Source organism: Sphingomonas sp., assembly GCF_013816785.1.
GTDB lineage: Bacteria > Pseudomonadota > Alphaproteobacteria > Sphingomonadales > Sphingomonadaceae > Sphingomicrobium.
Map to the genome: position 1 here is coordinate 1 of NZ_JACDDV010000058.1, position 12,198 is coordinate 12,198.

The 12,198-nt window shown below is 65.7% G+C and carries 11 protein-coding genes; 9 read left to right on the forward strand and 2 right to left on the reverse strand.

Annotated elements, in window-relative coordinates; all coding sequences use genetic code 11:
* Positions 1 to 133: 133 nt before the first annotated feature.
* The gene (gene purL / locus H0W65_RS10705; RefSeq protein WP_294007465.1) at positions 134 to 2,386 is read right to left on the reverse strand and encodes a phosphoribosylformylglycinamidine synthase subunit PurL; all 2,253 of its coding nucleotides are present in this window, start codon (positions 2,384 to 2,386) and stop codon (positions 134 to 136) included.
* A 173-nt stretch (positions 2,387 to 2,559) separates the two neighbouring features.
* A complete protein-coding gene (locus H0W65_RS10710) occupies positions 2,560 to 2,946 on the reverse strand; it encodes a hypothetical protein (RefSeq protein WP_294007467.1) in 387 nt (128 codons plus the stop codon).
* A gap of 80 nt (positions 2,947 to 3,026) precedes the next feature.
* Here H0W65_RS10710 and H0W65_RS10715 point away from each other — a divergent pair, with 80 nt between their 5' ends.
* The 9 genes from H0W65_RS10715 to mraY all read left to right on the forward strand — a co-directional run bounded on the left by H0W65_RS10715 (position 3,027) and on the right by mraY (position 12,055).
* The gene (locus H0W65_RS10715) at positions 3,027 to 3,284 is read left to right on the forward strand and encodes a hypothetical protein (RefSeq protein WP_294007468.1); all 258 of its coding nucleotides are present in this window, start codon (positions 3,027 to 3,029) and stop codon (positions 3,282 to 3,284) included.
* The gene (locus H0W65_RS10720; RefSeq protein ID WP_294007470.1) at positions 3,281 to 4,000 is read left to right on the forward strand and encodes a hypothetical protein; all 720 of its coding nucleotides are present in this window, start codon (positions 3,281 to 3,283) and stop codon (positions 3,998 to 4,000) included. Before H0W65_RS10715 ends, H0W65_RS10720 begins: the two co-directional genes overlap by 4 nt.
* Before the next feature lie 287 nt (positions 4,001 to 4,287).
* Positions 4,288 to 4,773 carry a division/cell wall cluster transcriptional repressor MraZ gene (locus H0W65_RS10725; protein WP_294007472.1) on the forward strand — a complete coding sequence of 162 codons (486 nt, stop codon included), beginning with the start codon at positions 4,288 to 4,290 and terminating at the stop codon, positions 4,771 to 4,773.
* Positions 4,770 to 5,750, forward strand: coding sequence for a 16S rRNA (cytosine(1402)-N(4))-methyltransferase RsmH (rsmH, locus tag H0W65_RS10730; protein ID WP_294007474.1), 981 nt, complete (start codon positions 4,770 to 4,772; stop codon positions 5,748 to 5,750). Before H0W65_RS10725 ends, rsmH begins: the two co-directional genes overlap by 4 nt.
* On the forward strand, positions 5,747 to 6,466 hold the full coding sequence (locus H0W65_RS10735; RefSeq protein WP_294007476.1) for a hypothetical protein: 720 nt from the start codon (positions 5,747 to 5,749) through the stop codon (positions 6,464 to 6,466). The genes rsmH and H0W65_RS10735 overlap by 4 nt, the downstream gene beginning before the upstream one ends.
* On the forward strand, positions 6,466 to 8,178 hold the full coding sequence (locus tag H0W65_RS10740) for a penicillin-binding protein 2 (RefSeq protein ID WP_294007478.1): 1,713 nt from the start codon (positions 6,466 to 6,468) through the stop codon (positions 8,176 to 8,178). The genes H0W65_RS10735 and H0W65_RS10740 overlap by 1 nt, the downstream gene beginning before the upstream one ends.
* A 3-nt stretch (positions 8,179 to 8,181) precedes the next feature.
* Positions 8,182 to 9,597, forward strand: a complete 1,416-nt coding sequence (locus H0W65_RS10745) for a UDP-N-acetylmuramoyl-L-alanyl-D-glutamate--2,6-diaminopimelate ligase (RefSeq protein ID WP_294007480.1) — start codon at positions 8,182 to 8,184, stop codon at positions 9,595 to 9,597.
* Positions 9,594 to 10,997 (forward strand): UDP-N-acetylmuramoyl-tripeptide--D-alanyl-D-alanine ligase, encoded by a 1,404-nt coding sequence (gene murF / locus H0W65_RS10750; protein WP_294007481.1) that lies wholly within the window; start codon positions 9,594 to 9,596, stop codon positions 10,995 to 10,997. The genes H0W65_RS10745 and murF overlap by 4 nt, the downstream gene beginning before the upstream one ends.
* On the forward strand, positions 10,985 to 12,055 hold the full coding sequence (mraY, locus tag H0W65_RS10755) for a phospho-N-acetylmuramoyl-pentapeptide-transferase (RefSeq protein WP_294007483.1): 1,071 nt from the start codon (positions 10,985 to 10,987) through the stop codon (positions 12,053 to 12,055). Before murF ends, mraY begins: the two co-directional genes overlap by 13 nt.
* The last annotated feature ends 143 nt before the right edge of the window (positions 12,056 to 12,198 follow it).

Genomic DNA, 12,198 nt, shown 5'->3' on the forward strand with positions numbered 1-12,198 from the left:
GCGCGCGGCCGACCAGAGCGTTGGTCCCGGTGATGCCAAGGCCCTCACGAAGATCGTTGACCAGTTCGTCGTCGATGGTGACTGTTGTGCGCATGCATCATATCTAACATCAACTGATGCCAATTTCAACGCATCACGCCAAGACGGCGTCGGCGCCCATCAGCGCGGGGAAGAAGCCTTCGTGCGCGGCACGGAGGTCGGCGAGGGGGACACTTGTGTCAGGGATATCGCCTTCGCAGTGCCATTGAATCCTGTCGCCACCCGTTTCGCCGACAAGGCTGAATTCGATGTCTGTCGCGCGTAGCCGATCCAGCAAGTCATCCCGCCGAGCCGTGGTGACTACGTAGCGACCTTGGTGCTCGCCAAACGCAAAGCCGGCAAACGAATCCTCGAAATCGCAAATTAGGCAGTCCGCGCCGATGTCGCCGGCAAGCGCCATCTCGGCAATTGCTACCGCAAGCCCGCCGTCGGACACATCATGTACCGCGGTCACCATCCCCTCGGAGATCAGCTGCCTGATGGCATCGCCTACCTTGCGTTCATCCTTGAGACCCACGGGAGGAGGCGGCCCTTCTGTTCGCTTATGGATTTCGCGAAGCCAGAGCGTTTGCCCAAGGTGGCATCGCGATCGACCAATGAGAAAGATTTCTTCCCCCTCCGCCTTGAAGGCGATGGTCGACGACTTCTCCCAATCCTCGAGCACACCCACGGCACCGATGGCGGGGGTGGGCAAGATAGCGCTGCCGGTGCCATCGTCGGCCTTGGTCTCATTGTAGAGGCTGACGTTGCCGCTGACGATCGGCATGTCGAGCGCGATGCAGGCTTCGCTCATGCCTTCGAGGCAGCCGACGATCTGGCCCATGATCTCGGGGCGCTGGGGGTTGCCGAAGTTGAGACAGTTGGTGATCGCGAGCGGCTTTGCGCCGACTGCGCAGAGGTTGCGATAGGCTTCGGCGACGGCCTGCTTGCCGCCCTCGTAGGGGTCGGCGTAGCAATAGCGCGGGGTGCAGTCGGTGGTCATCGCCAGCGCTTTTTTGGTGCGGTGGACGCGGACCACGGCGGCGTCGCCGCCGGTCTGGACCGTGTCGGCGCCGACCTGGCTGTCGTACTGCTCCCAGATCCATCGACGGCTGGCGATGGCCGGGCTGGCCATCAGCTTGAGCAGGTCGGCGGCGATGTCTGTGCTTTCGGGGATGTCGGCCAGCGGCGCTGGCGGCTCGGTCCGGACGTATGGCCGTTCGTAAAGCGGGGCGTCGTCGGCGAGCGGGCCGAGCGGGATGTCGCACACCACCTCGCCGTTCCATTCGAGCACCATGTGGCCGGTGTCGGTAACCTCGCCGATCACCGCGAAATCGAGTTCCCATTTGCGAAAAATTGCCTCGGCCTCTGCCTCGCGGCCGGGCTTGAGGACCATCAGCATCCGCTCTTGCGATTCGGACAGCATCATTTCGTAGGGGGTCATGCCCTCTTCGCGGCAGGGAACGGTGTTCATGTCGAGGCGAATGCCAACGCCGCCCTTGCTGGCCATTTCGACCGAAGAGGAGGTCAGCCCGGCCGCGCCCATGTCCTGGATGGCGACGATGGCGTCCGACGCCATCAGCTCAAGGCAGGCCTCAATCAGAAGCTTCTCGGTGAATGGGTCGCCGACCTGCACAGTCGGGCGCTTTTCCTCACTGTCTTCGGAGAAGTTGGCGCTGGCCATGGTCGCACCGTGGATGCCGTCGCGACCAGTCTTGCTGCCGACATAGACGATGGAATTGCCGATCCCCGACGCCGCCGAATAGAAAATCTTGTCCTGATCGGCGACGCCTACGGTCATCGCGTTGACGAGAATGTTGCCGTCGTAAGCCGCGTCGAAGTTGACCTCACCGCCGACGGTCGGGACGCCGACGCAATTGCCATAGCCGCCGATACCCGCGACTACTCCCGCGACGAGGTGCCGCGTCTTGGGATGGTCGGGCCGACCGAAGCGCAGCGCGTTCAAATTGGCGATCGGCCGCGCGCCCATGGTGAACACATCGCGCAAAATCCCGCCGACCCCTGTCGCGGCGCCCTGATACGGCTCGATGTAGCTCGGGTGGTTGTGGCTCTCCATCTTGAAGATCGCGGCTTGGGGCTTTCCATCAGGTCCGGCGCCGATGTCGATCACCCCGGCATTTTCGCCGGGTCCGCAGATCACCCATGGCGCTTCGGTGGGAAGCTTCTTCAAATGGATGCGCGAGCTTTTGTAGCTGCAATGCTCCGACCACATGACCGAAAAGATGCCGAGCTCGACGAGGTTGGGTTCGCGGCCCAGCGCGTGGAGGATTCGCTGATATTCGTCGGGGGCGAGGCCGTGCTCGGCGACGATTTCGGGCGAGATAGCGGGGGCATCGAGTACGGTCATGCGCGCGCCCTTAGCGGCGATGAACGGCGGGGGCTAGCGGGACGATGCGCGAAAGATTGACGCCATGGCGAAAGAGACGGCGTGAGCGCCGGCGTCCACTGCCGCCGCGAAGTTCCAATTAAAAGGGCCGGCCGGGACATCTCCCGGCCGGCCCCGTGTGGCGATAAATATGGTTAGCCTTTGCAGGCCTGTGCGCCCTTGCCGGGCAAGGTAAGGTTGACGCTCGGCGCTTCCGCGTTGCCGGTCAGCGAGAAGCCGCCCTCGGCGGTCAGCGGTTCGCCGTCGGCCGCGGCCTTGAGCGCGGTCGGGGCGGGCATGTCGCCGACGCGGAGGTTTGCGCTCTTTCCGTCGGACAACCAGTCGATGGTGATCGTGCCATTGTCCTTGCAGCGATAGGTCTTCGACTTGGCGATCGACGGCGGAAGCTCGACCGGCGGAGCACTGGCCAATTCGTTGGCCATAGGGTCGGGGGTCTCGCCCGCGACGACATTTTCGGGCTGGGTATTGCAGGCGGCCAGCGCGAGCACACTCAGGGCGATCAGGGGGAGGTTGCGAATCATGGCAAGCCCTCTGGCAATTGCAACGCCAAGAGTAAAGCCGGCGCGTTGCAATGGGGTTCGCCCGCGCATAGGCTGGTGCGATGAACCGCGTCGGCAAGGAAGAGCGCACGCAACGGATCCGCATCGGGCTGACCGGCCTGGCCTTCGTCTTTGTGCTGGTCCTGCTCGGCACCGCGATAAGCCGGTCAAGCGAAGAGACGTCGCCCCGCGTGCCCGACAATGCGCTCGCGACGCCGGCCGAGCCGAACGATCCGCTGGCGGAGATCGGCGCCGCGCCGGGGACCGGCCCGTCGAACGAGACCGGCCTGGACAATAGCGCCGCGCCGAAGGGCCGGTGACGTTTCGCAGCTGGCCGGCGGTCGTGGCGTCGCTGTTTGTCGCGGCGGTGGCGTGGGCGATGCTGGCGCCCCAGGCGCCGCTGACGATCAGGCGGCCGGCCGAACGGCCGACGTTGGCGCTGCTGACCAGCCTGCCTTTGGTGTTCGGCGAGAGCTTCTCTCTGTCGAGCGGCGGCTCCCCCGTGCTGACCCGGCTCGAGCAGCGCTATAACGTTCTGCCGATCGGGGTCGCTGACGCGGCTAGCCTGTCGGGGCAACGACTGCTGCTGATGGCGCATCCGCGCGCCCAACCGGCCGAAGCACTAGTCGACCTCGATCGCTGGGTGCGGCGGGGTGGGCGGGTACTGTTGCTCGCCGACCCGCGGCTCGATTGGGACAGCGCGCGGCCCTTCGGCGACAGGCTGAGACCGCCGCTGGGGTTCGCCGATACCGGCCTGCTGGCGCACTGGGGACTGCGACTCGAGGGGCCGGCGGCCGTCGGACCCGCTCGCGCGGGCAATGGCTCGATAGAGGTGGCCTCAGTCAGCCCGGGGCGCCTCAGCGGACGCGGCTGCGCGATCGTCGGCGACGGCTTTGTCGCCCGTTGCCGGATCGGCAAGGGCGCCGCGACGATCATCGCCGACGCGGATTTTCTGAACGTTGGCGCGGTTGAAGGCGGCCCGGGGCGCAATCTTGATCTGTTGCTCAGCGAGTTGAAAGGCCTCGAAAAGCGCTAGGTCGCAAGGAGTCGCGGTTCGCCGCCAACATGGTTATCCACAGCTTTGCCCGCAAGAACAGGAGTAGAACAGTACAACGTTCTGTCCCTTGAAACTGCCGCAAATCCGCCATTGGGCATGAAATCCCTAATAAAGGCATTAAAACCCATTGTATCCCGTGCTGTGTTGAGTTACCAACAATGGCTGTAGCGCGGGGCAATCCTGACTGAGTCGATCGGAACGCAGGGCGCACGGAAAATCCGTGCCCCCGCGATCGGGGAGGTCATGCCGCGGTTCGGGAGTGGGTCGTGGCATTAGAGCATCTGTTTCAGGGCAGTGCTTTGAACGCGGTGGACGCGAAGGGTCGTGTTTCCGTGCCCGCCTTCCTGCGCCAGGTGATCGAGCGCCGCGGCGATGCCCGCACCATCGTCCTGGCTAAGCACGACGCCTTTCCCGCCTTGAGCGCTTACGATCCCGCCTACGCCGCGCTGCGCCACGAGAAGCTCGAGCGGCTGCTCGAAAAGCAGGAAACCGATCCCGCCGCCGAACTGGAATACGCCCGCCGCACGATGATGGCCTTCGGCGCGACCGAGGAAGTGCCCTACGACAGTTCGGGGCGCATCGTCCTGCCGCCGATGATGCGGCGCAAGGGTCAGGTCGAGGCGCTGGCGCTATTCATCGGGGTTGGCGAAACGTTCCAGATCTGGAACCCCAAGCTGTTCCTGGCCGACGCCAACGTTCCGGACGACATGAAGGATATTGCCCGCTTCCGCATCGAGGAGCGCGGCGCATGATCTCGCCGGCCATCCCCATCCCTCCGCAGGGTCATCACGTCCCGGTCCTGATCGAGGAGGTCGTAAAGGGTCTCGCCGTCGTCCCCGGCGAGACCCTGGTCGACGGCACGTTCGGAGCAGGAGGCTATACCCAAGCCCTGCTCGGGGCGGGGGCGGGACGAGTGATCGGCTTTGACCGCGATCCGGATGCGATCGCCAATGGGCCGATGCTCGTCCCGGACGCCATCGACTCTGGGCGCCTTACCCTGGTCGAGGAGCGGTTCAGCCAAATGGACCGTGTGTTGGCCGAGCGCGACCTGTTGCCGGTCGACGGGATCGCGCTCGACATCGGCGTGTCGTCGATGCAGTTCGACCAGCCCGAGCGCGGTTTCTCTTTCGCCAACGACGGTCCGCTCGACATGCGGATGAGCCAGTCGGGGCAGTCGGCGGCCGAATTCCTGAACCACGCCGACGAGGCCGAGATCGCCCGCGTCATCAAGGAATATGGCGAGGAGCCGCGCGCTCGCAGCGTCGCCCGGGCGATCGTCGCGGCGCGCCCGCTGACACGTACCGCCGAGCTGGCGGCGGTGATCCGCAAGGCGCTCGGCCATCATGCCGGCATGAAGACCGATCCGGCGACCCGCACCTTCCAGGCGATCCGCATTCATTTGAACGCCGAGCTGGACGAGCTTGAGCAAGGACTGCGCGCGGCCGAGCGCTCGCTGCGTGCCGGCGGACGGCTGGCGGTGGTCACGTTCCACAGCCTCGAGGATCGCATCGTCAAGCGCTTCCTGCGCACCCGCAGCGGGGCGACCCCCGCCGGATCGCGCCATCGTCCGATGGCCGCGCCCGGCCCGGCGCCCTCATTCGACCATATCGCCAAACCGGTCTCCCCGTCGGAGGCCGAACTGGCCCGTAACCCGCGCGCGCGCTCGGCCCGGCTCCGGACCGCGATCCGAACCGATGCGCCCGCGTGGGACCAGGAGAAAGCAGCATGAGCGCGCGTGGTTTCGGAGCGGTGCTATCGGCCGGCGCGGTCGCCGGCGCGGCGCTTGGGTTCTACCTTGTCAGCCTTAAAGTGGCGTCGGAGCGCGCCCAGCTGGAAGATGTCGAAACCACCATCGCCATGACCCAGCGCGACATCCGCTTGCTGCAGACAGAGCTTGGCACGCGCGGCCGCCTGGCGCAGCTCGAGCGCTGGAACGTCAAATTCATCCGCCTGTCGGCGCCGTCCGTCGACCAGTTCGTCGACGGCGGTTTCCAGCTGGCGACGCTGGTCAAGCCGGAACAGCGGCCGATGATCGGGGCGCCGGTGGTGCTGGCGTCGGCGCGGATCGACCCGAACTTGGCGCGGTCGCAGATTGGCGACGATGGCGATGCCGCCATGCCTTCGACGACGGCGATGCCGCCGCCGGCGCGGCCAATCAGCGAGATGGTCCATATTGCCAGCTACTCGGCACCCCCGCGGCTTGGCCCCACGGCGCCGGCGGCCAGCGTCTTTTCAAAGGCGGCGGCACCCGCCAAGACCGGCGCCGTCATTGGGGCCGGCGTTAAGCCTCGCAAGCCGGCGGTTGCGACGAAGCAGGTCAAAAGCGCGACGGCCGATCCGCTGGCGCCAGTGTCGTCAGCCACGTCGGCCAAAGCCGCCTCGCTTGCTGTCCGCGGCGGCGGGTCCGCCCACGCCGCCAACGCTAAGGACTCCGGTTCCGACTGATGAATGCCCCGACGCCCGCTCTCGTCGCACGGCCCGAGCGGCTTCGCCTGGTTGGACAGCGGCGCCAGATATTGGCGGTGATGCACCAACGGCTGATGTTTGGGATGCTGGTCTACGGCTCGATCATCGCCATCATCGCGCTCCGGCTGGTCTATCTGGCGGCGTTCGGTGATCACGCCGGGCGCAAGGGCAGCCTGGCCGATCTGACGCCAGAACGCGGCGACATTGTCGATCGCGACGGACAGGCGCTGGCGCGGACGATCGACGCGTGGACGATCGGTCTGCAGCCGGCAAAAGTGATTGGCAACAGGCTCGACCTCGCTCAGCGCCTGGCGGTGCTGATGCCCGAAAAGGACGCCGCTACCTACCTCCAGATGCTGCGGTCGGGGCGCAAATTCTTCTATCTTCGTCGGCGCGCTCCGCCCAATCTGGTCGGGGCGATCAACGCGCTGGGCGAACCGGGATTAGCCTTGGAGCGTGAGCCCGACCGGCTCTATCCGCAGACCACGCTGGCCGCGCACGTCATCGGATTCACCGACCTTGACGGCCGGGGCAACGCCGGGATCGAGCGCGCGTTCGACGAGCAGCTGCGCGATCCGGCGCGGCGCGGCCAGCCGATTACCTTGTCGATTTCGAGCCGGGCTCAGCAAGCGCTGGAGCATGAGCTGGGTGAGGCAATGGCCCATTTCTCGGCGATCGGCGCGGCCGGGGTGATCATGGACATTCACACCGGCGAAGTTCTGGCGATGACGTCGCTGCCACAGCTCAATCCAAACGCCGCTGGAATGGGATCGCCCGAGGCACGGTTCAATCGCGCCACCTCGGGTGTGTATGAGCTCGGCTCGACCTTCAAGCCTTTCACCGTGGCGATGGCGATGGACAGCGGCGTGGTGACGTCGATGGGCCAGATGTTTAGCTGCCCGCACGAGCTCAACATCTACGGCCATACGATTCACGACACGCACCCCTACGGTCGCGCCTGCTCGGTCGCCGAAATTATGAAGGAGAGCTCCAACATCGGCACCGCGCAGATCGCCGACAAGCTGGGCGCGATCCGGCAAAAGGCTTTCCTCGGCAAGATGGGCTTTCTCAACCGGGTCCAGGTCGAACTGAAGGAGCGCGGCCGGACCCTGACCCCGGGTTCGCGGTGGGGACCGTTCGAAACGCTGACCGTCGGCTTCGGTCACGGCATCGCGGTTACCCCGCTGCACCTCGCGACCGGCTATGCGACACTGTTCAACGGCGGCATCTATCATCCTGCGACCCTGCTTAAAGTCGACCGCGCGCATCCGGTGGCGAAAGGCCATCGCGTGTTCACCGAGGATACCAGCTACAAAATGCGCGCATTGCTCCGGCTGGTGGTGACCCAGGGCACAGGCAGGAAGGCCGACGCGCCAGGTTACCGTCTTGGCGGCAAGACCGGTACCGCCGAAAAGCTGCTCAACGGCCGCTATACGAGCAGCGCGGTGGTCACCAGCTTCGCCGGCGTATTTCCGATGGACGAACCGCGCTATGCGATGGTGATGATGCTCGATGACCCCAAGGCGACCGCTGAAACCTACGGTTTTCACACCGCCGCCTGGAATATCGGGCCAGCCTATTCGAGGGCATTGAGTCGGATCGCGCCGATGCTCGGCGTTCGTCCGGACAAGAAGCGCGAACCGAACATGGCTGAAGTGCTTCCCTATGTTCACGAAAAAACGGGTCACTAAGCGGTGCGCCTTGGCGAGCTGGCCGGCATCGCGAACGATTCAGAGGTGACGGGCTTCGCGATCGACCATCGCAAGGTCGCCCCCGGCAATATCTTCGGCGCCTTTCGCGGCGGCCGCTTCGACGGCGAGGATTTTATCGCCGAAGCGGTGAAGCGGGGTGCCGTCGCCGTGGTCGCCCGGGACGAGGCCAGCGTCGCGGGTGCGGCGCACCTCTCCGCCCCCGAGCCGCGCAAATTGTTCGCCGAACTCGCCGCGCGCTATTTTGCGCCCTATCCGGACATAATCGTCGCGGTCACCGGGACCAACGGCAAGACCTCTACGGTCGAACTGACCCGTCAGCTGTGGCGGATGGCGGGACATCGCTCGGCGTCGATCGGGACGCTGGGCGTCACCACCGCCGACGACCAGGTCAAGACCGGCCTTACCACCCCCGACATCGTCACCTTCCTGTCGAACATGGCGGGGATGAAGCGGATGGGGATCAGCCACGTCGCTTACGAGGCGTCGTCGCATGGCCTCGATCAGTATCGCGCCGAGGGCGTGCCGGTCAGCGCCGCGGCGTTCACCAATTTGAGCCGCGACCATCTCGACTATCACCCCGACATGGGCGCCTATTTCGCCGCCAAGATGCGTTTGTTCGACGAGGTCGCGGACGACGGCGCGACCGCGGTGGTGTGGACCGGCGATTCCAAGTCGGGCGAGGTCATCGAGCATGTCCGGCGGCGGGGGCTCAAGCTGATCACGGTCGGGCCGGAGGCCAAGACGATCGAACTGGTGTCGCGCAAGTCGAGTCTGCTCGGGCAGACGCTGGTGCTGCGCTACGAGGGCAAGGAGCATCAACTCGCGCTGCCGCTGATCGGCGCCTATCAGGCGGCCAACGTGCTGGTCGCGGCGGGGCTGGTGCTGGCATCGGGTGGTGATTGGTCACCGACGCTGTCGGGCATGGGGCGTGTGTCGCCCGTGCGCGGGCGGCTGGAGCGGGCGGTGATCACCCCGGCCGGGGCGCCGGTCTATGTCGATTATGCCCATACGCCCGACGCGATCGAGGCGGCGATCGACGCGCTTCGTCCGCATGTAGAAGGACGTTTGATTACAGTGCTGGGGGCTGGCGGCGACCGCGACGAGGGCAAGCGGCCTGAAATGGGCGCAGCCGCGGCGCGGCTCAGCGATGTGGTGATCGTCACCGACGACAACCCGCGCGGCGAGGATCCGGCGACGATCCGTCGCGCGGTGCTCGCCGGGGCGCCGGAAGCAACCGAGATCGGCGACCGGCGGCAGGCGATTGCCGCCGCCGTGGCGATGGCGAAAACGGGTGACATCGTCCTGCTCGCCGGCAAGGGCCATGAGCAAGGCCAAATCGTCGGCGAGCAGGTGCTGCCGTTCGATGATGTAAGTGTCGTGCGCGAGTGCGCCGCATGATGCCTCTGTGGACCAGCGACGAAATCCTGTCGGCGACTGGCGGGACGCTGTCCGGCGCTCCGTTCGAGGCGTCGGGCGTGACTTTCGACAGCCGCGAGGTCGAGGCGGGGGATTTGTTCGTCGCTATGCCTGGCAGTGTCGCCGACGGGCATGACTATGTCGCCGCGGCCTTCGCCAAGGGAGCTGCCGGAGCAATCGTCAGCCGCGCTGGTGCCAATGGGCATGGGGGGCCGCATGTGCTGGTCGCCGATGTCGCGCAGGCCTTGACCGACCTGGCCGTTGCGGCTCGGGAGCGAATGACCGGGACGGTTATCGGAGTGACCGGGTCGGTCGGCAAGACTTCTACCAAGGAGGCGCTTTTCGCGGCGCTCGACCGGTTCGAGCGCGGCCGGGTCCATCGCTCGGTCAAGAGCTACAACAACCATACTGGCGTCCCGCTGAGCCTTGCGCGGATGCCGCGCGACAGTGAGTTTGCCGTGTTTGAGATGGGCATGAACCATGAAGGCGAGATTGCCGCGCTGACCCGGCTGGTGCGGCCGCACGCGGCGCTGATCACGACCATCGCTTCGGCGCATATCGAGCATCTAGGGTCGATGGAGGCGATCGCCGACGCCAAGGCGGAAGTCTTCGAGGGTCTCGATCGCGCGGGCATCGCCATCGTTCCCGAAGATTCGCCGTGGCGCGGCCGGCTGGTCAAGGCGGCCAAGCGCCATACCAGCCGGATCGTCACCTTCGGATCGGGCGAGGCCGATGTCGCCACGATTCATGCCGTGCGGTCCGAACATGGCGGCAGCCTGGTCACCGCGCGGCTTGTTGAGAGCGAGTTGACCTATACCGTCGCCCAGCGCGGCGAGCATTGGATCGCCAATTCGCTCGCTGTGCTGGCGGTGGTCGAGGCGGTCGGCGCCGACCTAGCGCTGGCCGGCCTTGCTCTGGCCGACATGGACGGATTGAAGGGTCGCGGCGAGCGCCATCAGTTGGCGGTGGGCGATGGTAATTTCCTGCTGATCGACGAAAGCTACAACGCCAACTCGGCGTCGATGGCGGCGACGCTCGCTGCGCTTGGCAGCGAGCGCGAGGTGACGCGGCGGATCGCGGTGCTCGGGCCCATGCGCGAATTGGGTGACAAGGCCGACGAATTGCATGCCGCGCTCGCCCCCGCAGTGCTGGCCGCGAAGGTCGATCATCTGATCCTGGTCGGCGAGGACATGCGACCGCTCGAGGAGGCACTGCACGGCGAGGTTGCGCTCGACCGGGCAGAGAATGTCGACGATGCCGCGCATTTGTTGGCGAACCTCATCCAGCCGGGCGACGCGGTGCTGGTCAAGGCATCCAACTCGATCGGGCTTGCGCGGCTGGTCGAGCGAATGGCAGGGGGTGTGGCGACATGCTCTACGTAATTGCCGAACAGCTCGGATTTCCCGGCATCCTCAATCTCATCCGTTACATCAGCTTTCGGGCGGGTGCGGCGAGCGCCACCGCGCTGTTCATCGGCCTGCTGCTTGGCCCCGCTTTCATCCGCTGGCTGCGCGCCAAGCAGGGCAAGGGCCAGCCGATCCGGGCCGACGGCCCGCAAAGCCACCTCGCCAAGCGCGGCACGCCGACCATGGGCGGGTTGCTGATCCTGGTCTCGGTCGCCGTGTCGGTCCTGTTGTGGATGGACCTCACCAACCCCTATGTCTGGGCATGCCTGCTGGTCACGGCCGGGTTTGGGCTGATCGGGTTCCTCGACGATTACGACAAGGTCAAGAAGGCGCATCATGCCGGGCTTTCGGGCAAGATGCGGCTGTTCCTCGAATTCGCGATCGCCGGTTTCGCCACCTGGCTGATGGTGCGCATGTCGGGGACGCAATTATATCTGCCGTTCGTCCAGGGATCGGTGATCGATCTCGGCTGGTTCTACATCGCCTTCGGGGCATTCGTAATTGTCGCGTTCGGCAATTCGGTCAATCTGACCGACGGGCTCGACGGGCTGGCGACGATGCCGGTGATCATCGCCTCGATGGCGTTCGTGTTGATCGCCTATCTGTGCGGCAATGTGAAATTCGCGACCTATCTAGGTATTCCGCACGTCCCCGGCGTCGGCGATTTGACCGTGCTGCTCCTCGCGATCATCGGCGCCGGGCTCGCCTTCCTGTGGTTCAACGCGCCCCCGGCGGCGGTGTTCATGGGCGACACCGGCAGCCTGGCGCTCGGCGGGGCACTGGGCGCGGTCGCGGTCGGCACCCACCACGAATTCGTGCTGGCGATCATCGGCGGACTGTTCGTGCTGGAGGCGGTTAGCGTCATTGTTCAGGTCATTTGGTTCAAGCGCTACGGCAAGCGCATCTTCAAGATGGCGCCGATCCACCATCATTTCGAACATTTGGGCTGGAGCGAGCCGACCGTGGTCATCCGCTTCTGGATCATTAGCTTCGTCCTCGCGCTAGCCGGCCTCAGCACGCTGAAGCTGAGGTGATCACCGCCAAGGCTTTCGCCGGAAAACATTACGCCCTCCTCGGCCTTGCGCGCAGCGGGCTGGCGACGGTCGAGGCGCTGCTGGCGAGCGGGGCCAAAGTGACGGCGTGGGATGATGGACTGTTCCCCGGCGCAGGCCGGGGT

What these genes read in the sequence shown, in the direction of transcription:
- purL (WP_294007465.1), bottom strand. Translation starts at nt 2,386, where the DNA reads ATGACCGTACTCGATGCCCCCGCTATCTCGCCCGAAATCGTCGCCGAG.
- H0W65_RS10710 (WP_294007467.1), bottom strand. Translation starts at nt 2,946, where the DNA reads ATGATTCGCAACCTCCCCCTGATCGCCCTGAGTGTGCTCGCGCTGGCC.
- H0W65_RS10715 (WP_294007468.1), top strand. Translation starts at nt 3,027, where the DNA reads ATGAACCGCGTCGGCAAGGAAGAGCGCACGCAACGGATCCGCATCGGG.
- rsmH (WP_294007474.1), top strand. Translation starts at nt 4,770, where the DNA reads ATGATCTCGCCGGCCATCCCCATCCCTCCGCAGGGTCATCACGTCCCG.
- H0W65_RS10735 (WP_294007476.1), top strand. Translation starts at nt 5,747, where the DNA reads ATGAGCGCGCGTGGTTTCGGAGCGGTGCTATCGGCCGGCGCGGTCGCC.
- H0W65_RS10740 (WP_294007478.1), top strand. Translation starts at nt 6,466, where the DNA reads ATGAATGCCCCGACGCCCGCTCTCGTCGCACGGCCCGAGCGGCTTCGC.
- murF (WP_294007481.1), top strand. Translation starts at nt 9,594, where the DNA reads ATGATGCCTCTGTGGACCAGCGACGAAATCCTGTCGGCGACTGGCGGG.
- mraY (WP_294007483.1), top strand. Translation starts at nt 10,985, where the DNA reads ATGCTCTACGTAATTGCCGAACAGCTCGGATTTCCCGGCATCCTCAAT.